This is a genomic window from Dactylosporangium sp. NPDC000244 (assembly GCF_040300725.1).
In the GTDB taxonomy this organism is placed as follows: domain Bacteria; phylum Actinomycetota; class Actinomycetes; order Mycobacteriales; family Micromonosporaceae; genus Dactylosporangium.
Genome location: NZ_JBEPEH010000059.1, coordinates 51,012 through 73,925 on the forward strand (window position 1 = coordinate 51,012; position 22,914 = coordinate 73,925).

Below are 22,914 nucleotides of genomic sequence, written 5' to 3' on the forward strand. Positions count from 1 at the left end.
CCGGCACTAGCCCGGCCAAGCCGCTGTCGCGCGAAACCCCGGCCGCGCCGACCAAGCCGAACTACACGCCGCAACAACCGAACACCACAGCGTGCCCGGCAGCACGCACGCGCCCGCCGGCAGAAGCACCTACATACCGCAACATCCGGACAGCGAAGCGTGCCGAGCGACGGCTAACGGTGCCGGGCGAGCTCGGGCGTCTCGGTGTCGAGCGGCACCTCGCGCCCCCGGACCAGCCCCAGCTGCACGCCCGGGCGCGAGCCGGCCGCGGTGAACAGCCAGCCGGTGGCGGTCCGCAGGCGGTTGGCGGGCAGGGCCGCGAGGTGGTAGCCGCGCGTGATCGTGCGCGCGAGCAGGCCCGACAGCGGCACCTGCAACGGGTTGGCGACGGCCTCCCTACCGCCGAGGTCGACCACGAAGCCGAGGTCGCGGTGGCGGTACCGCCGAAGCCGCCCGATCCCGTAGGAGGCCGCGACGTTGCTCGCGACGAGCCGCCCCTGCCGCACCGCGTGCTGCGCGGTCATCGGCGTGTAGCGGCCGGGGTTGTACAGGTCCGGCACCGCGGCGCCGTCCCCGCAGGCATAGACGTCGGGAAAGCCGAGCACTCGCAGGTGCGCGTCGACGCGGACGCGGCCCGCCTCCGTGGGCAACCCGGCGCCTTCGACGACCGGGTCGGGCCGTACGCCGACGCACCAGACCAGGGTGCGCGAGGGCACATCGCGCCCGTCGGTGAGCGTGACGCCGTCGGCCGTCGCCTCCCGCACTGAGGTGCCGGGCCGCACCTCGATGCCGCGCCGGCGCAGGACCCGCTCGGCACCGGCCGCCATGCGCGCGTCCATGCCGGGCAGCACCTGATCGGCCGTGTCCAGCAGCAGCCAGCGCGGCGGCTCGTCGCGCAGGCGCGGGTGGCGGGCGGCGATGTCGGCGGTGAGCAGCTGGCCCTGGGCGGCGACCTCGGTCCCGGTGTATCCGGCGCCGACGACCACGAACGTCATCCGCGCCCGGCGCTCGGCGGCGTCCTCGGCGGCGTCGGCGAGCTCGATCTGGCGGATGAGGTGGTCGCGGAGGTACAACGCCTCGGGGATGCCGCGGAAGCCGTGCGCGTGGTCGGCCACGCCCGGGATGGGCAGCAGCTTCGTGACGCTCCCGGCCGCCAGGATCAGCCGGTGGTACTCCAACGAGCCCACATCCCCCTCCGGGCCTACGTACCGGACGGTGCGCGCGTGCGGGTCGACGGCGTCGACCTCGCCGAGCACGAGCCGCACGCCGGGCAGCGTGTCCGGCAGCGGCACCGAGATGGCGCGCGGGTCGAGGGCGCCGCCCGCCACCTCGGGCAGCAGCGGCAGGTACAGGAAGTAGTCGGTGGGGTTCACGAGCACGACTTCGGCCGCGCCACGGGACCGGCGCAGCAGCGTCCGCGCCGCCTGGTAGCCCGCGAACCCCGCCCCGACGATGACGATGCGGGGGCGCCCCACGTCAGCGGTTCCCGAGCGCCTGCACCAGCTCGGCCTTGGTCATCGCCGACCGGCCGCGGATGTTGCGGCTCTTGGCCTCGGCGTAGAGGTCGTCGCGCGAGCGCTCGGACCGGGGCTGGTTGCGGGTCGCCTTGTTCGGGGTGCGCGGCTTGTCCGAGGACTTCGTCGTGCGCGTCGGTTTGCCGAGCTCCCGCCAGCTCGTCTCGGTCATCTCGACGTCGTAGCGCTTCGCGGCCCGCTTGATGCGCCGGAACGCCTCGGCCCGCTCTTCGTCGCTGGCGTCGCGCACCTGATCGAACCGCGCGATCGCGTTGCGCACATGCGTGGCGTCGTTGAGCGGCTCCTTGCGCAGCCGCGGGAACGCGAAGGTGCTGTCGGACATCGCGTCGCGCTCGGCGGCGTCGAGGGTGCCGGAGCGCTTCCTGTTTGCAGCCATGAAGCTCGCTTACCCGAAGCGGGCTGATGTATTCGGGCCGCACGCCGGACGGCGACTCGTTCAGCCGCCGTCGCGGCCCGAAGTCGCCGCGAGGCCAACAGCGACGCAAGGCCAACAGCGACGCAAGAACGGCCGCGACGTAAGAACGGCGGCGGCGGCCCGGACTGGGGCCGGAGAGCCGCGATCAGCTCGTCGCCGCCCACGGAGCCGATGATGCCGTGTCGTCCGGCGGAAGGGGGGTAGTGGACCGCGTCGACGACGAAGGAGGCGACATGGAGACGTCCGCCACGTTCATCGGTACCGCGACCGTCCTGCTCCGGATCGGCACGTTCACCCTGCTGACCGACCCCAACTTCCTGCACCGCGGGCAGCGCGCCTACCTCGGCCACGGGGTGTCGAGCCGCCGCCTCACCGAGCCCGCGCTCGGCCCCGACGACCTGCCCCCGCTCGACGCCGTCGTGCTGTCGCACCTGCACGGCGACCACTTCGACCGGATCGCCCGCCACCGGCTCTCCCGCGACGTGCCCGTGCTCACCACCGTCCCGGCCGCGCGGCGGCTCCGGCGGTGGCGCTTCGACGATGCCGTCGGGCTGCGCCCGTGGAGCGACATGGTGCTGCGCCGCGGCAACGAGACCCTGCGCATCACCGCGGTCCCGGCTCGCCACGGGCCGACCGGGCTGCACCTGGCGATGCCGACGACCATCGGCACGATCCTGGACTGGGAGGTCGACGGGTTCCGCCGGTTGCGCCTGTACGTCTCCGGCGACACCAGATTCAACCGGCGCGTGCTGCGCGACATCCCCGACCGCTTCCCCGGCATCGACACGGCGCTGCTGCACCTGGGCGGCACCCGCATCCTGGGCGCGCTGGTGACCATGGACGCCCGCGACGGCGTGGCCCTGGCCAACCTGATCCGGCCGGACCGCGTGATCCCCATCCACTACGACGACTACGGCGTGTTCCGCGACCCGCTCTCGAACTTCCTGCAGCCGACGGTCACCGCCCACATCCCGGCCACGGTGCTGCCGATCCTGCGCGGCGAGACGGTGAGCCTGAAGGCGAGCCCTGTTCCGGCGTACGGTTAGCGGCGCTCGCGGGCCAGGCGCTCCAGGGCCGGCAGCGCGGCGGCGATGAGCTCCTCGTCCTGCTCGGTCAGGCCGGCCATCAGCCCGGCCAGGTGCCCGGCCCGCACGGCGCGGCGCCGCTCCAGCAGGTCGATGCCGGCCTGGGTGACCTCGATCAGCACGACGCGGCGGTCGGTCGGCTCGGCGGAGCGGACCACCAGGCCCTCGCGCTCCAGGCGCTGCACGAGCTGGGTCATGGCCGGCTGGGTCACGCCCTCCGCGGCGGCGAGGTCGGTCAGCTTGCGGGGCCCCTCCTGCTGCAGCCGCCAGATCGTCGACGCGGCGGTCAGGCTGATGTCGTTGGGCGGGTTGCCCTGCCGCAACAGGCTGAACACCCGTTCGACGGCGACGGTCAAGCGGGAGGGATCCAAGCCAGTGCGGGGCGCAACCATGCCCATATTGGAACACGCCGAGGTCAGGCCGGGTCGAGAAGCGCACGCACGGCGAGTTCCGAGCGGTCGCCGGCACGATGCGCAGGTTCTTGCGGGCATAGCGACGGTTCTTGCCGGAGACGGTACGCTGAGCCCGTGGCGACGAGGCTCTCCGAGGTGGCGAAGTACGCGGGGTACAGCGAGGCGACGGTCAGCCGCGTCCTGCGCGACGTGCCCGGGATCGGCGCGGACACCCGCAACGCGGTGCTGACCGCGCTCGACGTGCTGGGCTACCAGCGCCCGACCCGGCACCGGCGCGAGCTCGGCAGCCTGGTCGGCATGGTGCTGCCCGACCTGCACAACCCGATCTTCCCCGCCTACGCGGAGGCGATGGCCGGCGCCCTGGTGCGCCAGAAGCTCATCCCGGTGCTGTGCACCCGCACCGCCGACGGGGTGTCTGAGGCGCACTACATCGAGATGCTGCTGGCCCGCAAGGTCGCCGGGATCATCTTCGTCGGGGCCAGCTACGTCGACGCCGGGCCCGAGCAGGCCAAGGCGCTGCGGGCCCGGCGGCTGCCGATCGTGCTCATCAACGAGGCCGACGAGAACCTCGGCGTGCCGCGGGTCGCCGTCGACGACGCGGTCGCGGTCGACCTGGCCGTCACGCACCTGCGCGACCTGGGCCACCAGCGGATCGGGCTGATCGTCGGGCCGCGCGGGCACGTGCCCTCGGAGCGCAAGCTGACCGAGTTCCGCAAGCTCGCCACCGACAAGCGGCTCGTCGCGCACACGATGTTCTCCATCGCCGGCGGGCAGTCGGCGGTCGCGCCGCTGCTGGAGGCCGGGGCGACCGCCGTGGTCTGCGCCAGCGACACGCTCGCCCTCGGCGCCATCCGCGGGGCCCGCAAGCAGGGGCTGCGGGTGCCCGAGCAGCTTTCCGTCGTCGGCTTCGACGACTCGGTCTACATGCCGATGATGGACCCGCCGCTGACCACCGTGCGCCAGCCGATCGGCGCGATCGGGGTGGCCGCGGTGAACTCCCTGGTCGCGCAGATCGAGCGGCGGCCGGTGCCCCTCGAGGAGGAGCTGTTCGAGCCCGAGCTCATCGTCCGGTCCTCGACGGCCGCCGCTCCGTAAGCGGGTGCGATCTACGCGATGGTTTTTGCACTCATCAGGCCGAGGGTGTCGACAACCCGGTTGGCGAAGCCCCACTCGTTGTCGTACCAGCCGACGACCTTGACATGCCGCCCGTCGACCCTGGTCAGCGCCGAGTCGAAGACGCACGACGCCGGGTCGCCGACGATGTCCGCGCTGACGATCGGGTCGGTGCAGTACGACAGGATGCCCTTCAGCGGGCCCTCGGCCGCCTCGCGGTAGGCGTCCAGCACCGCCTCGCGCGTCACGTCGAGCTCGACGGTCGCGTTGAGCTCGACCAGCGATCCGACCGGGACCGGCACCCGGATCGAGTCGCCGGACAGCCGCCCGGCCAGGCCCGGCAGCACGAGCCCGATCGCCTTCGCGGCGCCGGTGGTGGTCGGCACGATGTTCACGCCGGCGGCCCGGGCGCGGCGCGGGTCCCGGTGCGGGCCGTCCTGGAGGTTCTGCTCCTGCGTGTACGCGTGCACGGTGGTCATGAACCCGTGCTCGATCCCGGCGAGCCCGTCGAGCACGGCGGCCAGCGGGGCGAGCGCGTTGGTGGTGCAGGAGGCGTTCGACACGATGGTGTGCCGGTACGGGTCGTAGGCCTCGGTGTTCACCCCGTACGCGAGCGTGACGTCGGCCCCCGCGGACGGCGCGCCCACGAGCACGCGCTCGGCGCCGGCCTCCAGGTGCGCGCGGGCGGCGTCGGCGGCGGTGAACCGGCCGGTGGACTCGAGCACGATGTCGACGCCGAGCTCGGCCCAGGGCAGCTTGAGCGGCTCACGCTCGGCCAGGGCCCGGATGCGCCGGCCGTCGACGACCAGCTCGTCCCCCTCGGCCGCGACCGGGCGCCCGAATCTTCCGAGGGTGGTGTCGTACCGCAGCAGCTGCGCCAGCGCCGCCGGCGCCGCGAGATCGTTGACGGCGACGACCTCCAGCTCGCTGCCGCGCTCGACGATCGCGCGGAGCACGCTGCGGCCGATGCGACCGAAACCGTTGATGGCAATTCGTCCAGACATGCGGTAATCGTCCCCGTCCGCACGATCTCCCCGACAGCGGACGGCTAGCCAGCCTCCGCAAGCATCTCGCCATGCGGCCGGGCGAAGGTCCGCCGGTATTCGCTGGGTGACGTGCCCAGGATCCGCTGGAAGTGCAGCCGCAGGTTCGACCCGGTCCCGAGCCCGACCCGCGCCGCGATCTGCTCGACGCCGAGCTCGCTGCGCTCCAGCAGCTCCCGCGCCTGGTCGACGCGGGCGCGCAGGATCCACTGGGTCGGCGTGTAGCCGGTCTCCTCCACGAACCGCCGCGACAACGTCCGCGCCGACACGTTCGCGTTGCGCGCCAGGTCCTCGAGGGCCAGCGGCTCCCCGAGCCGCTCGAGCGCCCACTGCCGGGTGGCGGCGAAGTGCTCGCCGACGGCCTCGGGAACGCTGCGCGGGATGTACTGCACCTGTCCCCCGCTGCGGTACGGCGCCGCGACGAGCCGCCGGGCGACCACATTGGACAGCGCGACGCCGTGGTCCCGCCGCACCAGGTGCAGGCAGAGGTCGATCCCGCTGGCCGCCCCGGCCGAGGTGAGCACCTCCCCCTCGTCGACGAAGAGCACGTCCTCGTCGACGCGGATGGCGGGGTGGCGCCGGGCGAGCTCGCGCGTGTAGTGCCAGTGCGTGGTGGCCCGCTTGCCGTCCAGGAGCCCGGTCGCGGCGAGCGCGAACGCGCCGGTCGAGATCGCGGCGAGCCGCACCCCGCGCGCGTGGGCGGCCCGCAGCGCGGCGACGACCTCGGCCGGCGGCTCCTCCCGGTCGGGGTGCCGGTATCCGGGGATGAAGATCGTGTCGGCGGCGTCGAACGCGTCGAGCCCCTCGGCCACGTGGTAGGCCAGCCCGTCTCCCCCGGCGACCAGGCCGGGCGCGGCCCCGCACACGTGCACGGCATAGGGCATCCCCGGCCGGTTGGTGAAGACCTGCGCCGGAATGCCCACGTCGAGCGGCTTGGCCCCGTCGAGCACGAGCACCACGACTCGGTGGATCGTTCTCACCCGAGCAGCGTCACACCCGCGGCGGCCCCGGGGGAAGTGTCTGGAAAGCCACGGACCGCAAGTTTCCCGCCAGGGGCCCGGACGCGAACGACCGGACCCCGGCGGGGCGGTGCCGTCAGAGGGCCAGCCAGGCGCACCCGTCGGCCGGCAGGAGGCCGTCGAGCAGGGGCTCGCTGGTCAGGAGGATTTCGGTGTGGGCGGGGAGGCGGGCCGGGGCCGCGGTGAAGTTCACGACGCACGCGAAGCCGTCGCCACGGCGGAAGGCCAGGACGCCGTCGTCGCTCGTGATCCAGGCGATGTCCTCCGGCAGCGTGGTCAGGTGCTCGCGGCGGATCGCGAGCGCCGGGCGGTACAACCGCAGCATGGAGGTGGCGTCCGGCTCCTGGGCCTCGACGGTCAGGGCCGACCAGCTCGCGGGCTGCGGGAGCCACGCCTCGGCCGCGCCCGGCGGCGAGAAGCCGAACGGGGCTTCGCCGCCGGACCAGGGCAGCGGGACGCGGCAGCCGTCGCGGCCGCGGTCGGTGTGCTCCGAGCGCTCCCACGTCGGGTCCTGGATGCGCTCCAGCGGGATGTCCTCGACCTCGGCGAGGCCGAGCTCGTCGCCCTGGTAGACGTACACGCCGCCGGGCAGGGCCAGGGTGAGCAGGGCGGCGGCGCGGGCCCGGCGGGTGCCCACGGCCGGGTCCGTGAACGCGCCGTGGCGGCGGTTGCCGAGGTCGAACGTGGTGTCCTCGCGGCCGTAGCGGGTCACGTGGCGGATGGTGTCGTGGTTGGACAGCACCCAGGTCGGCGGGGCGCCCACGAGCCGGTGCGTGTCGAGGGTGTCGTCGATCGTCTTGCGGATCGCGTTGGGCTCCCAGGCGCAGCACAGGAACTCGAAGTTGAACGCGGAGTGCAGCTCGTCCGGGCGCAGGTACCGCACGAACTGCGCCGTCGTCGGCAGCCAGACCTCGCCCACGAAGACCCGCGGGTCGGCGTAGGCGTCGGCGATGCTCCGCCAGGCGCGGTAGATCTCGTGGACGCCCTCGTGGTCCTGGTAGGGCAGGTCGGCCGGGTCCGGGTCGGCGCCCACGTCCGGCAGGCCGGGGGTCTTCATGAGGCCGTGGGCGACGTCGATGCGGAAGCCGTCGACGCCGCGGTCGAACCAGAACCGCAGCACGTCTTCGAACTCGGCCCGCACGCCCTCGTGCTCCCAGTTCAGCTCGGGCTGCTGGGGGGCGAACATGTGCAGGTACCACTCGCCGTCGGGCAGCCGGGTCCAGGCCGGGCCGCCGAAGTAGGAGCGCCAGTCGTTCGGCGGCAGCTCACCGCCGGCGCCGCGGCCGGGCCGGAACCAGAAGCGCTCCCGGGCCGGGTCGCCGGGCGGCGCGGCGAGCGCCGCCCGGAACCACGGATGCGCGTCCGAGCAGTGGTTCGGCACCAGGTCCACGAGCACCCGAAGGCCCTGCTCGTGCGCCTCGGCGAGGAAGCCCTCGGCGTCGGCGAGGGTGCCGAAGAGCGGGTCGATGTCGCGGTAGTCGGCGACGTCGTAGCCGCCGTCCGCCATCGGGGAGACGTTCCACGGCGTCAGCCAGAGCGCGTCGACGCCCAGTTCCCGCAGGTACGGCAGCCGCGCCCGGAGGCCGGCGAGGTCGCCGACGCCGTCTCCGTTGCCGTCGGCGAAGCTGCGCAGGTAGATCTGGTAGATGGCGGCGGTGCGCCACCAGCCGTTCGAACGCATGGAGCGTCTCCCCAATGAGGTTGCGGGTTTACCAGCCCGAGTTGCCCGGGCCGCGGGTGATCGGGTAACCGCCCGGGTTGTTGAGGCCGCCGGATGCGGCCCCGGTGACGGTCACGTAGTTGGCGGTGGCGGCGCCGCTGACGTTGAGCACGTCGATGCCCCAGGTGCCGGCGCCGGTGATGGTGAGGTGGTCCAGCAGCAGGTTGCCGATGCGGTGGCTGTCGCTGAGCAGTACCGCCTGGTAGGTGCTGTCCGCGATCGTGTTGTAGGACAGGGTCACCGGCGTGGTGATGTCCGACTGGTTGGCGTAGACCCACAGCGCGCCGAGGTTCGACTGCCAGTTCGGCTCGTAGCCGCCGGTGCGCGTGAGGGTGTTGCGGGTGACGGTCGTCGGCCCGCTGAACGGGATGCCGAAGCGGCTGCTGACGGTGATGCCGGCCGAGCCCGTCACGGTGTCCGACACCAGGTTGTCCGCGGCCACGTTGCCGCTGCCGCCGTAGATGCCGATGCCGTTGGCCAGCAGCGGCGTCTGGACCGTGTTGAAGGTGTACGACGAGTTCGTCACCGGGTTCGTCTGGGAGAACATCGCCAGGGCGTCGTCGCCGGTGTTGCGCACCGAGGACTGATCGAAGCGCGTGTTGCTGACGTTGCCCTGGTAGGCGTTGAGGTTCGCGCCGTCGGCGAACGTGTTCGCGATGCGGAGTGCGGCGACGTACAGGCCGTCGGTGCCCGCGGAGACCCACACGCCGGTCTTGGTGTGCTCGATGCGCACGTCGAAGAGCAGCGAGCCGGTGCCGAAGTTGCCCTCGATGCCGGTGTCGAAGTTGGTGTCGTCGCGGTAGGTGACGTCGCCGGACATCGTCAGGTCGGCGATGGTGACCCCGGAGCCGGTGGCGAAGAAGCCGCCCTTGCCGTTGCGGCCCTTCACGGTGCTGTACCACTGCCCCGCCCCGCGCACGGCGACGCCCGCGAGGTTGATCCGGCTGGTGATGTCGAACGTCCCGGCCGGGATCCACACGCCCTGCCCGGCACTGCGCGCGGCCGACACGGCGTTGTTGATCGCGCCGGTGTCGTCCGAGCCGTCGCCGGAGGTGGCGCCGTAGTTGGTGATGGACACGAAGTTCGCCGGCACGGTGTACGCGGCCGCGGCCTGCTCGGCATCGACGACGTCGATCGTGTACGAGCTCGCCGTGTCGGACGCGTCCTTCTGCAGCTTCAGGACGGTCCCGGCGGGCCAGTCACCGATCGTCGCGCGGGTCTCGTCGAAGAAGTGATGCGCCGAGCCCTGCGAGGGGACGTTCGTGTACGGGTACGACCCGTAGACCCACGAGTAGCGGGACGTGAGCGTGATGTCCTTGACGTGTGTGCCGTTCGCGTAGAGCGAGATCGGCGCGCTCGCCCCGGCCCCGTCCGCGCTGTCCGGGATCGAGTAGCGGATCGTGAGCGCGTTGGCCGGCTTGCTCAGCGTGAACTGCACGTACTGCCCGGTGCCGGTGAGCTGGACGGCCTGCCGCCCGGTCGCCTCGCTGGCCACCGTGAGGAAGGTGCGGCTCGCGGCGAGCTTCGTGCCGTTCGTGGTCGCGTCGGCCGCGCGGTACTCGGTGTAGGGCAGCGTCGCCCCGCGCGTGGCCAGTGCCAGTCCGCCGGTTACGCCGACCGAGTCGATGTCGACGCCGCCGGTGTCGCCGCTGTCGACCTGCCAGCCGATGAGGTTGAGCCCGGCGCGGAGGGTGACGGTCTGGTTGGCGGTGAGCCACCCCGACCCGGCCGGCAGGTTCACGCGTCCGATCTTGATGCCGTTGACGTACTGCGACAGCGTGCGCACGGCACCGGACGTGTTCGTGTAGCGCAGCGAGACCTGCCGCGCGCCGGCGGCGGGTGCGTTCACGGACACGATGACCCGCGCGCCCACGGCGGAGAAGCCGGTGAGGTGATCGCCGGAGACGCTCGGCCCGCCGGAGAAGAACGCGGTCTCGGCCTCGTAGGTGGAGGCCGAACCGGTCGGGGGCGGCGAGGTCGACGTCGACGGGCTCGGCGAAGGGGCCGCTCCCACGGTCAGGTTGTCCAGATTGACGTTGCCGGAGTCGGTGCTGTCGAACCGGTAGGCGACCGTGTTGCTCGCGCCCGTCAGGTTCACCGACTCGGTCGCCGTGGCCCAGGTGTCCCAGTTCGCCGTCGCCGGCAGGGAGATCTGCCGCAGCTTGGCGCCGTTGACGTACAGCGAGAGCGTCATCGCCGACCCGGTCCCGTTGGCGTACCGCAGCGTCAGCGACGAGGTCGCCGGCACCGTGAAGGTGGTCGCGGCGTTGCCCTTGTTGCCGTCGGTGTAGCCGCCGACGAACCCGGTGCCGGTGTATCCACTGTGGTCGGTGGCCACGACGGCGCCGCCGGACAGCGTGGCGTTCTCGGCCTCCAGGCCGCTCGAGGTGGCGGTCGACACCGTGACGCTGTCGAGGTTCACGTTGCCGGAGTCGGCGCTGTCGAACCGGTACGCGACCGTGTTACTCGCGGCCGTCAGCGAGACGGACTCGGTCGCCGTCGACCACGTGTCCCAGTTCGCCGTCGCCGGCAGCGAGATCTGCCGCAGCTTGGCGCCGTTGACGTAGAGCGAGAGCGTCTTGGCCGAGCCGGTGCCGTTGGCGTACCGCAGCGCCAGCTGGTTGCCGGCCTGCACGCTGAACGTGGTGGCGGCGCTGCCCTTGTTGCCGTCGGTGTAGCCGCCGACGAACCCGCTGCCGGTGTATCCACTGTGGTCGGTGGCGACGGCGGCGCCCCCGGAGAGGGTGGCCGACTCGGCCTGGTAGGTGGCGGTGGCCGCGTCGGCGGGACGGGCGGCCAGGGCGACGGCGGTGGCGGCGATGGCCGCGGCGGTGGCGGCCGCCGCGACGATCAGTCGTCGTTGCATGTGCTGCTCCCTTCTAATGCGCGTAGACCTCGAACTCGGACAGCTGGGCGGCGGGCCAGCCGTTGTTCGCGGTGAAGGTCAGGGTGATCGTGCGCAGCGCGGCCGGCGGGAACGTGATGGTGACCGCGTTGCCCGTGTCCGGGTCGAGGGTGTAGTCCGTCGCCGGCACCAGGCCGTTGACCTCGATCGTCTCGGTGCGGGCGCCCCAGTTCGGCGGGAGCTTGAGCACGAGCCGGTCCACGGTGCGGGTCTCGCCGAGGTCGAGGGTCACGGTCTGCGGGAAGGCGTTGTTGGCGCTCTCGAAGTAGGTGCCGGGGTCGCCGTCGATCAGGTTGGCCGGCCCGGTCCAGGACAGCGCCTGCGAGCTGGACGTGATCTGCTGGCCGAGCGCGAGGTTGCCGTCGGGGTCGAAGCCGATGCCCCGGACGGAGACGACGTACGGCCCGGCGGGCGAGGTGGTGTCGACCATGATCCGCTCGGCGAAGACGCCGGCGTGGTCCGGGTCGAAGGTGACGGTGACCGTGCAGGTCGCCCCGACGGCGATCGTCGAGCACGGGGCGGTGGCCGTGTAGCCGGCCGGGGCCCGCAGCGCGCGGACGTCGATCGGCTTCGGGCCGGGGTTGGTGATGGTGAAGGTCTTGGTCCCGGCGGTGTGCAGGGCCTGGTTACCGAAGTCGAGGCTGTCCGCGCTCAGCTTCAGCGCGCCGGCGGGCGGGAAGCCGCAGCGGGTGCCCGTCCACCCGAGGTTCCCGGGGCCGCGGTCGATGACAAAGCCACTGCCGCAGTCGTACTTCCCGGCGGTCGCGATCACCCACGAGAAGCGCGCGGACCCGGGCGCCTGCAGCTGGAGCGCGAACGTCCCGGGCCGGATGATCGCGACCCGGTCCAGGCGCACGTTGTCGATGCGCTTGCCGAAGAACTGCACGGCCGCGAACGGGCTGTCCACGATGGACACGTCGTGCACGTCGACGGCACCGGTCATCGGGGCGTCCGCGGCGTAGAACCACAGCGCCGCGACCTCCTCGGGCGGGTTCGGCACCAGGTTCCCGGCGCGCAGCAGCACGTTGCGGGCGATGGTCGTGGTGCCCGCGAGCGGCACGGCGCCGAAGCGGTTGCCGACGTGGATGCCGCCGCCCTGGGTGACGGTGTCGGCGGCGACGCTGTCGGTGACGGCGTTGTCGCGGCCGCCGTAGATCGCGAAGCCGTTGGCCAGCAGCGGGGCGATCACCGTGTCGTGCACGAACGCGTTGTCGTGGTCGGCGTTCCCGTCCGACCACATCGCGAGCCCGTCGTCGCCGGTGTTGCGCACGAAGGTGTCGCGGATGACGGTGTGGGCGACGCCGTTGTGGAGGTTCACGCCGTCGGCCATGGTGTTCTGGATGCGGGCGTGGCTGACGGTGAGCCCGTCGCTGGGCCCGTCGAACCACATGCCGACCTTGGTGTGCTCGATCCAGACGTCGTCCACCGTGGACCCGTGGCCGTAGGTCCCGCCCAGGCCGCTGTCCGAGGTGGAGTCGTCGCGGACCGTGGTGTCGCCGGCGATGGCGAAGCCGGACAGGTGCACGGCGGCGGCGCCGGTGCCGAAGATGCCGACGTTCGCGCCGCGCAGGACGGTGTGCCACGGCCCGGCGCCGCGCAGGGTCACGCCGTCGGCGGTCAGGTGCCGGGTGACCGCGTAGGTGCCGGCGGGCAGCCAGACCCCCTTGGCCTGGGCCTTCCCGGCGTCGAGGGCGGCCTGGATCGCGGCGCCGGAGTCGGCGGCGCCGCTCGGGTCGGCGCCGAAGTCGGTCGCACTGAGGAAGCCGGACGGGCGGGCGGCGGGCGGGCCGGCCAGCTCGAAGTCGGCGAGGTCGACGACCACGGGCGCGGTGGCGGTGAACCGGACTCTGGTCCCGGCGGGCAGGGTCCGGCCGAGCAGCGCGTGGACATCGTCGAAGTAGTGGTGCTGGCCGCCGTCGGCCGGGTTGTTCGTGTACGGGTAGTTGCCGTAGACGTGCGAGTAGCGGGTGGTGAGGGGCAGGTCGGTGCCGGTGGAGACGCGCAACTTGGCGTCCGGGCTGCCGTCGGGCAGCGAGTAGCGGACGTTGACCGCGTCGGCCTTGGCCTTGAGCGTGAACTCGACCCATTGGCCGGCCCGCAGCGAGACCGCGCGGCGACCGGACGCCTCGGCGGCGAGCTGGGTGAAGTCCACGGACGGGCCGACCCGACCGCCGTTGGTGGCCGCGTTCTCGGCCTCGTAGGTGGTGAAGGGAACGTTGGCGCCGGGCGGGGTGACACCGGCGGAAGCGGGGACCGGATACAGGATGATGGCAGCGAACAGCGCCGCCGCGAACATGCGACGTGACATGGGGTGTTTCAGCCCTTCAGGCTGCCGGTGGTGAGGCCGGACATGATGTTCTTCTGGAAGATGAGGAAGAACACGACGGTCGGGACGGCGGCGATGACGGCGCCGGCGATGACGACGTTCTGGGTGAGGCCCTGCGAGAAGGCGTAGATGCCGACGTTGACGGTCCGGTTGTCGGCCGAGGGCTCCACCAGCAGCGGCCAGAGGAAGTCCTTCCAGATGGCCGTGAGCGAGAAGATGGACACGACGCCGAGGATCGGCCGGGAGATCGGCAGGACGATCGACCACAGGCTGCGCAGCGGCCCGGCGCCGTCGATCGCCGCCGCGGCCATGAGGTCGGTCGGGATCGAGTCGAAGAACCGCTTGAGCAGGAAGATGTTGAAGGCGTTGGTGACCGCGGGCAGCCAGATCGCCCACGGGGTGTCGACCAGGTTCCAGTGCACCAGCGGCAGGTCGATGGCGGTGACGTACTGCGGGATCACCAGCACCGTCGAGGGGATCATGAGCGTGGCCAGCATCAGCGCCAGGATCCCGTTGCCGAACGCCGGGCGCAGCTTCGAGAACGCGTAGGCGGCGGCGACGTCGAAGACCAGCTGGAAGGCGAGGGCACCGAAGGCGTACCAGACCGTGTTGAGCAGCAGCCGCCCGAGGCTCAGGGCCGTCCACGCCTCGGCGTAGTTGCCGGGCTGGGGGTCCTGCGGATACAGGGTCGGCGGGATCTGGGCGACCTCCGGGCCGGACTTCAGCGCGCCGGTCACCATCCAGTACAGCGGGCCGGTGAACACGATCGTGAAGAGGACCACGACGGCGATGACGATCGCCCAGTAGGCGCGGCGGGCGGCCGGGCGCTGGAGCCGGGCCGGGGAGATCAGCGTGCGGGCGGCGGTGTCCATGTGACTGCCCTCAATCCTGCTTCGGGCTCAGCCGCGCGTAGGCGACGGAGAAGCCGGCCAGCACGACCATGAGCATCACGCCGAGGGCGGCGGCGCCGTTGAGGTCGTTCTGCTTGAACGCGTGCTGGTACATCAGGTAGACCACCGACGTCGCCGAGTCCTCGACCCCGGCCCCGCCGGCCAGGATCAGCGGCTCGATGAAGACCTGCATGGTCGCCACGACCTGCAGCAGGAACATCAGCGACAGGATCAGCCGGGTCTGCGGCACGGTGACGTGCCACAGCCGCCGCAGCAGCCCGGCCCCGTCGAGCTCGGCCGCCTCGTAGAGCTCCCCCGGGATGTTCTGCAGCGCGGCGAGGTACACCAGGATCGAACTTCCGACGTTCATCCACGTCGCCGCGATGACGAGCGAGGGAGTCGTCATCGCGGTGGACTGCACCCACTGCGACGTCGGGAGGTGGACGGCGTGCAGGAGGTGGTTGAAGATGCCGGCGTCGCTCGGGTCGTAGGCGTAGCGGAAGAGCAGCAGCGCCGAGGCGGGCGGGAGCATCACCGGCAGGTAGACCACGGCCCGCAGGTAGCCACGGGCGTGGCGCAGCTCGTTGAGCAGCACGGCGATGAAGAACGGCAGCGCGTACCCGATGACCAGGGCCAGCAGCGTGAACATCGCGGTGTTGCGCCACGCCGAGGCGAAGCTGGGATCGTGCCAGAGGCGCACGTAGTTGTCCCAGCCGACCCAGGTGGTGACCCCGCGCCGGGTGCGCTGGAAGCTCATGATGAACTCGCGGACCATCGGATACCACGAGAACACCGCGAAGCAGACCACCGCCCCGGCGAGGAAGCCGTGCCCGGTCAGGTTGTGCACCAGGCGTCGTTGCCACAGGCTCTGCGTCTTCGGGATGGCGCGGGCCGGCCGCACCGCGCTGTCGAGCCGGACCGCGCCGTCCACTCAGGACTCCTGGGACAGGATCGTGTTGACCTTCTGCTCGGCCGTGCTCAGCAGGCCGTTGATGTCGGCGCCGGGCTGGGTGAGCACCGCGGACATCGCGGCGTCGAGCACGGCGTAGATGGCCTGGGCGCGCGGCGGCTCGGCCTTGATGGTGATCGGGTTGTTGGCGTAGGGCGCGTAGTCGGCCAGGTTCAGGTTGCTGTTGGCCTTCTTGAGCTCGTCGTCCTGCTTCTGCACGTCGGTGCCGGGCTTCCAGATGAGCGGCTCGGGCAGGCCGACGGGCACGCCCATCGCCTTCTGGGCGACGTAGTTGAACTGGCCCTGGCCGGGCGTGAACTCCTCGAAGGCGAGCCACTGCAGGCCGGCCTTGATCTGCGCCGGGGAGAGGCCCTTCTTGAAGAAGTAGCCGCTGCCGCCGCCGAGCGTGGTCTTCGCCGGGCCGTTGTCGCCGGGCATCGGGCCGATCGCCCAGTCCTCGTAGGCGCCCTTGAACTGGGTGACGATCGCCTTGATGGTGTCGGGCGCGCCGACGTACATGCCGACCTTGCCGGCGCCGGCGTTGGTGAGCAGGTCGGCCCACTGCAGCAGCTGCTTCTCGCCGACGCTGTTGTCGGTGAACCGCATGTCGTGCAGCTGCTGCAGCACCGCCTTGCCCTCGGTGGTGTTGAACGCGGCCTTCTTGCCGTCGTCGCTGACCACCGAGCCGCCGCGGGAGTACAGGGCGGCCGAGAAGTGCCAGCCGCCGGTGTTGCCGGCGCTGTACTCCTGGTAGCCCGCGATCCCGTTGCCGAGCGCGCTGATCTTCTTGGCCGCCGCGGCGACCTCCTGCCAGGTGGCCGGGGGCTTGTTGGGGTCGAGGCCGGCCTGCTGGAAGAGCTTCTTGTTGATGACGAGGCCGAGTCCGTAGCCGGCGTAGCCGATGCCGTAGGTCTTGCCGTTCTCGATGAACGGGTCCTTGATCGCGGGCAGGACCTTGTCCCAGTTCGGGATCGTGTCGGCGGTGATGTACTTGGTGATGTCCTCGGCCGCGTCGGCGTCGAGCACCTGGTCCAGGTCGGTCATGTACCCGTAGAACAGGTCGGCCTGCGTGCCGCCCTGCAGCCGGGCGGTGAAGTCCGGCGGGTTGTCGCACTGGCTGCCGACGGAGACGGTCTTCACCGTGACGCCGGGGTGGGCCTTCTGGAACGCGGCCACGTCGTCGTTCCACAGCTGCAGCGACTTGCCGCCGTTGTCGGTCTTCTGCGGCGGGCAGTCGACCACGATGGTCGTCGGGCCGTCGGCGGCGGCGTCGTCCTTGCTGTCGCCGCACGCGGCGAGCGTGGTGGCCCCGAGCGCGATGACGAGCGCCAGACGGAGTGCTTTTATCGACATTGATCTATCCCTTCAGGCGGACGGGATGCGGGAAAGGCTTTTGTTTCGTTTCGGTGTCGCAGACAGTACGAGTATTGCCGCCAGAAGTCCAGCGTTCATTGCAAAAACTCGACAACCACACCGCACCGTCAGCGCGGTTTACCGGGCCGGTAACTGCACTACAGCCCAGGTCGCGGCCTCTTAACCGATTCAGTCAGCGCGTTTTCCGGCCGATTCCGATAGCAATTGCCGTCGCCTTCTTGCGCAATTTCTGAGCCCATGATCGCAAGTCGTTGCAAACGATTCCGGGACACAAAACAGAGCGGCGACGACGCGTGTGCGTCGTCGCCACTCTGCCTGGTTGCGCCGGGCTTCAGCCGGGCCACTGCCCGGTCGCGCGGCGCACACCGATCGCGCCCGCCCGGTCCACCGCCGCCTTCACCACGGCGAAGATGGCGCCCTGCAACGCCGCCGCCACGAGGATCTCGCCCCAGGCGCGATCCTCGTCGGTGGCGTTGGGCGCGTCGTCGTCACGCCCGGCGACGCGCCACACCTGCTTGAAGATCAGCCCGGCGGCGGCCCCGGCCGCGGCGCCGAGGAGCACCCCCACCGGCTTGTACGCCAGCCTTGCCATCCGCCCACTCATGCCGATCCGATTCCCGGCCCGCCCACGGGCCAAACACCACGCCCCCCGCTTCCTACCCACGGCGTCCGCCGCGAAACGAGACGTTTGAAATATTTGCCATTGGGCAAGTACCCGGCCATGGAGCTGTCGGTCACGATGTCGTGCCGCGGAGACGAGACGCTGCTCGAGTTATGCGGCGTGCTCGACTACGCGTCGGTACCCTACCTGCGCCACGTCGTCTACCGCCGCTTCGACGCGGGCGCGCACACGATCACGCTCGACGCGGCCGCGCTGCGACTGATCGACGCGGCGTCCATCAAGGTGCTGCTCTACCTGCGCGAACGCGCGCTCGGCGCGGGCGGCGACCTCCGGCTGACCGACGTGCGCGGCACCGCCGTCGCCGCGCTCGAGATCGCGGGCGTCGCCAAGGAGCTCGACGCCTACGGCGAGGCCGGCTGGCCGGACGAGGACCGCGCGAGCACCCCGGTCGACCTCGGGGCCGTCCACCTCGGGCACGGCCACTGGCCCGTCGGCGCCACCGAGATGCTCCAGCGGCTGTCCTCACTGAGCCTCGCCGACCCCCGCCGCGCCCGCCTCCGGGACGAGGTCATCGAGTTGTGCCTGCCGGCCGCGCGACACCTGGCCCGGCGCTACGCCGGCTCCGGCGAGCCGCTCGGCGACCTCGCGCAGGTGGCCGCGATGGGGCTGGTCAAGGCCGTGGACGGCTACGACCCGCAGCGGGCCGTCGAGTTCGGCGCCTACGCGAGCCCCACGGTGACCGGCGAGCTCAAGCGGCACTTCCGCGACCACATCGGCGCCGTCCGCCTCCCTCGCCGCCTGCAGGAGCTGCGGGTGCAGCTGAGCCGGGCGCGCGACGAGCTCACGCTCACCCTCGGCCGCCCGCCCCGGCCCGAAGACCTCGCCGCCCACCTCGACGCCGGCGTGGACGAGATCGCCGAGTGCGTCGCCGCCGGTCACCTGCAGCGCCCGATCTCCTTCGACTCGCCCGCGACCGTGTCCGGCGAGCGCGAGGACACGACCGTGGCCGACCTCGTGGGCGGCGACGACCCCGGCTTCGAGCTGGCCGACCTGCGCGCGTCGCTGCCGGTGGCGATGGCCGGCCTGCCCGAGCGGGAGCGGCGCATCGTCGCGCTGCGCTTCTACGGCAACCTGAGCCAGTCCGAGATCGCCGCGCGCGTGGGCATCTCCCAGATGCACGTCTCCCGCCTGCTCACCCACGCGCTGGGATTCCTGCGCCGCCGCCTGGCGTAACCCCCCGGTACGCCAGACGGCGGCCGCTCATCACGGCTTCAGCAGGACCTTCAGCGTGCCGTCCCGCTTGGCCTGGAACGCCTCGTACGCGGCGGGCGCGTTCGCCAGCGGCACCCGGTGCGTCGCGAAGGACTCGACGCCGAGCGGGTCGCCGTCGCCCGTCAGCAGCGGCATGATGTCGTCCACCCACCGCTTGACGTTGGCCTGGCCCATCCGCAGCTGGATCTGCTTGTCGAACAGCACCATCATCGGCAGCGGGTCGGCCGTGCCGCCGTACACGCCAGAGATCGAGATCGTCCCGCCCCGCCGGACGGTGTCGATGGCCAACTGCAGGGCCGCGAGCCGATCGACGCCCGACTTCTCGATGAGTTTCTGCGCGAGCGCGTCGGGCAGCAGGCCCGCGGCGGTCTGCGCGAGCTTCCCCGCGGGCGCGCCGTGCGCCTCCATGCCGACGGCGTCGATCACCGCGTCCGGGCCGCGCCCGTCGGTCAGGTCCCGCAGCCATCCGGCCACGTCGTCGTGCGCCTCGAAGTCCACGACCTCGAACCTGTTCGCCCGCGCGCGGGCCATCCGCTCCGGCACCACGTCGACGCAGATGACCCGGTAGCCGCGGTGCACCGCGACCCGGCACGCCATGTCGCCGATCGGGCCGAGCCCGAGCACGACGATCGTCCCGCCCGGCGGCACGTCGGCGTACTCGACCGCCTGCCACGCGGTGGGCAGCACGTCGGAGAGGTACACGAACCGGTCGTCGGTCGTCCCCTCGGGCACCTTGATCGGGCCGAACTGGGCCTGCGGGACGCGAAGGTACTCCGCCTGCCCGCCCGGCACCCGCCCGTACAGCCGCGTGTAGCCGAACAGCGCCGCGCCCTTCTCCTCCGAGCGCACCTGCGTCGTCTCGCACTGCGTCATCAGCCCCCGCCCGCACATCCAGCAGTGCCCACAGGAGATGTTGAACGGGATCACCACCCGGTCGCCGCGGCGCAGGTGGGTGATGGCGGACCCGACCTCCACCACGATGCCCATGGGCTCGTGCCCGAGGATGTCGCCCTCGGTCATGAACGGCGCGAGCACCTCGTACAGGTGCAGATCCGACCCGCAGATGCCGCTGGACGTCACCTTGATGATGATGTCGTTGGGCTGCTCGATGCGGGGATCCGGCACCTTGTCGACCCGCACGTCCCGCTTGCCGTGCCAGACCACAGCCCTCATGCCGCGGCCCCCGGCACGGTGAGCGACGGCTGCGTCAGGTCGGTCATACGTCGCCCACTACCCGAGCGCGTCACCCGGAAACAAACCGGCCCCGCACCTCGCGGGAGGAGGTGCGGGGCCGGCTCAGATCAGAGCTGTCAGGTGCCTGAAGGGGGTACGTCGCCGCGCCAGGTGCCGGGCGCGGTCCCGCGCTTCTCGATGAACTCCTTGAAGCGCCGGGTATCGGCCTTCACCTGCATCGAGTCGGCGCCGATGGCGCTGCCTGCCTTCTCGGTCAGGCCCTGCGGCTGCCAGTCGAGCTGGACCGTCACCCGCGTGTCGGTGTCACCGAGCCGGTGGAACGTCACGACGCCCGCGTGCCGGGTGTCGCCGTCCGTGCTCTTCCAGGCGATCCGCTCGTCCGGGTGCTGCTCGGTGATCTCGGCGTCGAACTCGCGCCGCACGCCGCCGATCTTCGTCACCCAGTGGGTGTGCCGGGCGTCGACCTGCCGGATCGACTCGACACCGCTCATGAACTGCGGGAAGGACTCGAACTGGGTCCACTGGTCATAGGCCGTGTGCACCGGGACGTGCACGTCGATGCTCTCGGTGACCGTGCTCATGTCAACCTCCTTGCCGGTTCGGCTCTCCCCGATCGGGTGCCCGGCGAGGAACGAGGAAAACGTAAGCGAGATCACGAACCGCCCGGAAGAACGCCGCGAAGCGCCCCGGCCTCGCAGGCGTCGGTCACGTTTCCTGACCGGTAAAGTCCCGGACATGACGACGCTCGAACGACCCGGGCTCCGCGGGCTGAGCCCCGCCCTGATCCCGCTCGGCCTGATGTTCCTCGCGGTCGGGATGTCCACCGCCGTCGCCTACCCGTTCCTCGCGCTGTTCCTCAGCAACGATGTGCACGCCGGCCCGGTCCGGGTGACCGTGTTCCTGGTCGCGTCCCCGCTGGCCGGCGTGCTCGTCACGACGCTCGTCGGCCGGCTGTCCGACCGGGGGCCGTACCGGCGCAGGGTCCTGCTCGTCGCGGCCCTCGCGGGCCTGGCCGGCAGCGGCTTCACCGCGTTCGTGCGCGACTACTGGGTGCTGCTCGGCCTCTCGGTGACCGCGATCGCGCTGTCGGGCTCGCTGTTCCCGCAGACGTTCGCGTACGCCCGGCAGGTTCTCGAGCGCGACACCCCGGGCCGCGCGGCGCTGGGCATCAGCGCGATGCGCACGGTGTTCTCCCTGGCCTGGGTCGGCGGCCCCGCCCTCGCCGCCGTGCTGCTGGACGTCGGCGGGTTCCGGCTGCTGTACGGCACCGCCGCGGCCCTGTACGCGGTGGCGGCCGCGGTCGCCCTGCTCCGCCTCGAGGACCTCGAGGCGCCCCGGCCCGAGCACACCGACGAGTCGGCGTCGCCACTGAGCGTGTCGCGGATGATCCTCGGGGTGACCGTGGTCGCGTTCGTGGTGCTGCAGGTGCCGATGACACTCTGCGTGCAGGCGCTGCCCCTCTTCATCGAGCGGGACCTGCACCGCGACGCGTCCGCGGCCGGCCTGGTGCTGGGCCTGTGCGCGGCGCTGGAGATCCCGTTCATGCTCGGCCTGGGCGCGCTGACCACCCGGTTTCCGGTCCGCGCCCTGATCCTGGTCGGGGCCGTGGCGGGGACCGCGTACTACGCGATCGCCTGGTGGGCGCCGAGCCTGTGGGTGCTCGTCGCGGCCCAGGTGGTGAACGCGATCTTCATCTCCGCCATCTCCGGCGTCGCCATCACGTACATCCAGGACATGATGCCCACCCGGCCCGGCACCGCCACCACGCTCTACACCAACACGTTCCCGATCGGCGCGATGATCGCGGGGTCGCTGCTGGGGGTCTCGGCGCACTTCGGCTATCGCAGCGCCTTCGGCCTCGGCGCCGTGCTGTGCGCGGCCGGCTTCGTGCTGCTGCTGGCCACCCGCCCGCCGCGGTCGCCGGCCCGGCCGCCCGGCCCGGTCAGCTCCGCCAGTCGTCCGGCGGCTCCAGAGTCGGGTGCCGCACCGGTGGCAGGACCGCGGTGACCGTCGCGTAACCCTCCGCCAGCAGCGCGAGGTCCGAGCCCGGCACGTGCTCCGCCTCGCGTTCCCGCAGCGCCGTGCGCACGAAGCCGGTGCCGTGCTCGGCGACCGTCATCTGGACCTGGCCGAACGGGGCGAGCGAGGCCGGGCGCAGGCCGGCGACGGCGTCCAGCGGGCGGTCCGGCACGTTGAGGTTGAGCACGGTGCCGTCCGGGGCCGCGGCCAGCCAGTCCAGCAGGCCGGTCGCGATCGTGGCGGCGGTCGGCCAGTGGCGGGTCTCGTCGTCCACCGTCGACAGCGCGTTCAGCGCGACCTCGCCGAGGATGTTCAGGGACACCGCGAGGCCGCGCAGGCCGTCGGCGGCGCCGGTGAGCACCGCGCCGACGGTGCCCGAGTGCAGGATCGCGTGCCCGGCGTTGGCGCCCCGGTTCACCCCCGACAGCAGCAGGTCCGGGGGGTCGCCGAACGCGCCGAGCCCGGTGAGCATGGCGATGTAGGCGGGCGAGGCCGGCACGGAGTACGCGCGCACCCCCGGCAGCCCGTCGAGCTCGACGGGCTCGTAGACCAGGCGGCCGTCCGCGACCGTCGCGCTCAGCGCGGCCCCGGCCCCGCTGACCTCGGTGTCGGGCGCGGCGACGAGGACGTCGTGGCCGGCCTCGTGCACGGCCCGGGCCAGGTGCAGGATGCCGGGCGCCGCGAACCCGTCGTCGTTGGTGACGAGAACCCTCATGACGCCTCCAGCGGTTCGAGGTGCGTGCGGGTGAGCAGCACCGCCTCGGCGCCCTCGGCGTGCAGCTTGCGAGCGGCGTCGACGAACGCGGGCACACTGTCGTAGCCGGCGCGCCCGTTGGTGAGCAGCTCCTCGTGGAGGTCCCGCCGCCCCGTGTGGCGCTCGATCGTCACCGTGAGCACCGGCACGGGGGCGAACACCATCACCCGGCCGCTCATGCCGTCACCTCCGCAAGCTCCGGCGCCGGCATGAGGAAACTGTGCCCATGATGAGCGGCCCCTCCGCTTCGCTCCGGACCGCTCATG

Annotated in this window: 20 protein-coding genes; 4 read left to right on the forward strand and 16 right to left on the reverse strand. The window is 71.9% G+C overall.

The annotated features are described in order from the left end of the window. Nucleotides 1–173: 173 nt before the first annotated feature. The gene (locus tag ABT369_RS52140) at nucleotides 174–1,475 is read right to left on the reverse strand and encodes an NAD(P)/FAD-dependent oxidoreductase (protein WP_350625138.1); all 1,302 of its coding nucleotides are present in this window, start codon (nucleotides 1,473–1,475) and stop codon (nucleotides 174–176) included. A 1-nt stretch (nucleotide 1,476) separates the two neighbouring features. Further along, complete coding sequence (locus ABT369_RS52145; protein WP_350625140.1) at nucleotides 1,477–1,911, reverse strand: DUF6582 domain-containing protein; 435 nt, start codon at nucleotides 1,909–1,911, stop codon at nucleotides 1,477–1,479. A 272-nt stretch (nucleotides 1,912–2,183) separates the two neighbouring features. Here ABT369_RS52145 and ABT369_RS52150 point away from each other — a divergent pair, with 272 nt between their 5' ends. Continuing rightward, nucleotides 2,184–2,996, forward strand: coding sequence for an MBL fold metallo-hydrolase (locus ABT369_RS52150; RefSeq protein WP_350625142.1), 813 nt, complete (start codon nucleotides 2,184–2,186; stop codon nucleotides 2,994–2,996). Here ABT369_RS52150 and ABT369_RS52155 read toward each other — a convergent pair. Next, on the reverse strand, nucleotides 2,993–3,391 hold the full coding sequence (locus ABT369_RS52155) for a MarR family winged helix-turn-helix transcriptional regulator (protein ID WP_350625144.1): 399 nt from the start codon (nucleotides 3,389–3,391) through the stop codon (nucleotides 2,993–2,995). The two genes, ABT369_RS52150 and ABT369_RS52155, sit on opposite strands and share 4 nt — an antisense overlap. A 171-nt stretch (nucleotides 3,392–3,562) precedes the next feature. Between ABT369_RS52155 and ABT369_RS52160 the strand changes: the two genes are divergently transcribed. Next, nucleotides 3,563–4,543, forward strand: a complete 981-nt coding sequence (locus ABT369_RS52160) for a LacI family DNA-binding transcriptional regulator (RefSeq protein ID WP_350625146.1) — start codon at nucleotides 3,563–3,565, stop codon at nucleotides 4,541–4,543. A gap of 11 nt (nucleotides 4,544–4,554) precedes the next feature. Here ABT369_RS52160 and gap read toward each other — a convergent pair whose 3' ends face one another. From gap to ABT369_RS52205, 9 genes are all read right to left on the reverse strand, one after another. Next, nucleotides 4,555–5,565 (reverse strand): type I glyceraldehyde-3-phosphate dehydrogenase, encoded by a 1,011-nt coding sequence (gene gap, locus ABT369_RS52165; RefSeq protein ID WP_350625148.1) that lies wholly within the window; start codon nucleotides 5,563–5,565, stop codon nucleotides 4,555–4,557. 44 nt (nucleotides 5,566–5,609) lie between these two features. Next, a complete protein-coding gene (locus ABT369_RS52170) occupies nucleotides 5,610–6,584 on the reverse strand; it encodes a GlxA family transcriptional regulator (RefSeq protein WP_350625150.1) in 975 nt (324 codons plus the stop codon). Between the two features lie 115 nt (nucleotides 6,585–6,699). After that, nucleotides 6,700–8,304, reverse strand: coding sequence for a glycoside hydrolase family 13 protein (locus tag ABT369_RS52175; protein WP_350625152.1), 1,605 nt, complete (start codon nucleotides 8,302–8,304; stop codon nucleotides 6,700–6,702). Nucleotides 8,305–8,332: 28 nt separating this feature from the next. Beyond that, a complete protein-coding gene (locus tag ABT369_RS52180) occupies nucleotides 8,333–11,209 on the reverse strand; it encodes a carbohydrate-binding protein (RefSeq protein ID WP_350625154.1) in 2,877 nt (958 codons plus the stop codon). A gap of 13 nt (nucleotides 11,210–11,222) precedes the next feature. Beyond that, entirely contained in the window at nucleotides 11,223–13,556 is a 2,334-nt protein-coding gene (locus ABT369_RS52185) for a glycosyl hydrolase family 28-related protein (protein ID WP_350625156.1), read from the reverse strand. 8 nt (nucleotides 13,557–13,564) lie between these two features. Further along, nucleotides 13,565–14,446, reverse strand: a complete 882-nt coding sequence (locus tag ABT369_RS52190) for a carbohydrate ABC transporter permease (protein ID WP_350625158.1) — start codon at nucleotides 14,444–14,446, stop codon at nucleotides 13,565–13,567. A 10-nt stretch (nucleotides 14,447–14,456) separates the two neighbouring features. Beyond that, on the reverse strand, nucleotides 14,457–15,395 hold the full coding sequence (locus ABT369_RS52195) for a carbohydrate ABC transporter permease (protein ID WP_350625160.1): 939 nt from the start codon (nucleotides 15,393–15,395) through the stop codon (nucleotides 14,457–14,459). Then, complete coding sequence (locus ABT369_RS52200) at nucleotides 15,396–16,766, reverse strand: ABC transporter substrate-binding protein (protein WP_350625162.1); 1,371 nt, start codon at nucleotides 16,764–16,766, stop codon at nucleotides 15,396–15,398. 352 nt (nucleotides 16,767–17,118) lie between these two features. After that, nucleotides 17,119–17,379, reverse strand: coding sequence for a DUF4235 domain-containing protein (locus ABT369_RS52205; RefSeq protein WP_502891938.1), 261 nt, complete (start codon nucleotides 17,377–17,379; stop codon nucleotides 17,119–17,121). 129 nt (nucleotides 17,380–17,508) lie between these two features. Here ABT369_RS52205 and ABT369_RS52210 point away from each other — a divergent pair, with 129 nt between their 5' ends. Next, complete coding sequence (locus tag ABT369_RS52210) at nucleotides 17,509–18,642, forward strand: sigma-70 family RNA polymerase sigma factor (RefSeq protein WP_350625166.1); 1,134 nt, start codon at nucleotides 17,509–17,511, stop codon at nucleotides 18,640–18,642. Nucleotides 18,643–18,672: 30 nt separating this feature from the next. Here ABT369_RS52210 and ABT369_RS52215 read toward each other — a convergent pair whose 3' ends face one another. After that, nucleotides 18,673–19,854 (reverse strand): zinc-dependent alcohol dehydrogenase, encoded by a 1,182-nt coding sequence (locus ABT369_RS52215; protein WP_350625168.1) that lies wholly within the window; start codon nucleotides 19,852–19,854, stop codon nucleotides 18,673–18,675. A 137-nt stretch (nucleotides 19,855–19,991) separates the two neighbouring features. Beyond that, the gene (locus ABT369_RS52220) at nucleotides 19,992–20,456 is read right to left on the reverse strand and encodes an SRPBCC family protein (protein WP_350625170.1); all 465 of its coding nucleotides are present in this window, start codon (nucleotides 20,454–20,456) and stop codon (nucleotides 19,992–19,994) included. Between the two features lie 154 nt (nucleotides 20,457–20,610). Here ABT369_RS52220 and ABT369_RS52225 point away from each other — a divergent pair, with 154 nt between their 5' ends. Continuing rightward, nucleotides 20,611–21,882, forward strand: a complete 1,272-nt coding sequence (locus tag ABT369_RS52225; protein WP_350625172.1) for a sugar efflux transporter — start codon at nucleotides 20,611–20,613, stop codon at nucleotides 21,880–21,882. Here ABT369_RS52225 and surE read toward each other — a convergent pair. Together surE and ABT369_RS52235 are read right to left on the reverse strand one after the other, a co-directional pair. Beyond that, the gene (gene surE / locus ABT369_RS52230) at nucleotides 21,818–22,609 is read right to left on the reverse strand and encodes a 5'/3'-nucleotidase SurE (RefSeq protein WP_350625174.1); all 792 of its coding nucleotides are present in this window, start codon (nucleotides 22,607–22,609) and stop codon (nucleotides 21,818–21,820) included. The genes ABT369_RS52225 and surE overlap by 65 nt on opposite strands. Then, nucleotides 22,606–22,827, reverse strand: coding sequence for a hypothetical protein (locus ABT369_RS52235; protein ID WP_350625176.1), 222 nt, complete (start codon nucleotides 22,825–22,827; stop codon nucleotides 22,606–22,608). The genes surE and ABT369_RS52235 overlap by 4 nt, the downstream gene beginning before the upstream one ends. Nucleotides 22,828–22,914 lie beyond the last annotated feature (87 nt).

Coding starts and splice junctions, on each gene's coding strand:
- ABT369_RS52225 (WP_350625172.1), top strand. CDS start 20,611: ATGACGACGCTCGAACGACCCGGGCTCCGCGGGCTGAGCCCCGCCCTG.
- ABT369_RS52200 (WP_350625162.1), bottom strand. CDS start 16,766: ATGTCGATAAAAGCACTCCGTCTGGCGCTCGTCATCGCGCTCGGGGCC.
- ABT369_RS52210 (WP_350625166.1), top strand. CDS start 17,509: ATGGAGCTGTCGGTCACGATGTCGTGCCGCGGAGACGAGACGCTGCTC.
- ABT369_RS52150 (WP_350625142.1), top strand. CDS start 2,184: ATGGAGACGTCCGCCACGTTCATCGGTACCGCGACCGTCCTGCTCCGG.
- ABT369_RS52185 (WP_350625156.1), bottom strand. CDS start 13,556: ATGTCACGTCGCATGTTCGCGGCGGCGCTGTTCGCTGCCATCATCCTG.
- ABT369_RS52180 (WP_350625154.1), bottom strand. CDS start 11,209: ATGCAACGACGACTGATCGTCGCGGCGGCCGCCACCGCCGCGGCCATC.
- ABT369_RS52190 (WP_350625158.1), bottom strand. CDS start 14,446: ATGGACACCGCCGCCCGCACGCTGATCTCCCCGGCCCGGCTCCAGCGC.
- ABT369_RS52235 (WP_350625176.1), bottom strand. CDS start 22,827: ATGAGCGGCCGGGTGATGGTGTTCGCCCCCGTGCCGGTGCTCACGGTG.
- ABT369_RS52175 (WP_350625152.1), bottom strand. CDS start 8,304: ATGCGTTCGAACGGCTGGTGGCGCACCGCCGCCATCTACCAGATCTAC.
- ABT369_RS52205 (WP_502891938.1), bottom strand. CDS start 17,379: ATGGCAAGGCTGGCGTACAAGCCGGTGGGGGTGCTCCTCGGCGCCGCG.
- ABT369_RS52145 (WP_350625140.1), bottom strand. CDS start 1,911: ATGGCTGCAAACAGGAAGCGCTCCGGCACCCTCGACGCCGCCGAGCGC.
- surE (WP_350625174.1), bottom strand. CDS start 22,609: ATGAGGGTTCTCGTCACCAACGACGACGGGTTCGCGGCGCCCGGCATC.
- ABT369_RS52215 (WP_350625168.1), bottom strand. CDS start 19,854: ATGAGGGCTGTGGTCTGGCACGGCAAGCGGGACGTGCGGGTCGACAAG.
- gap (WP_350625148.1), bottom strand. CDS start 5,565: ATGTCTGGACGAATTGCCATCAACGGTTTCGGTCGCATCGGCCGCAGC.
- ABT369_RS52220 (WP_350625170.1), bottom strand. CDS start 20,456: ATGAGCACGGTCACCGAGAGCATCGACGTGCACGTCCCGGTGCACACG.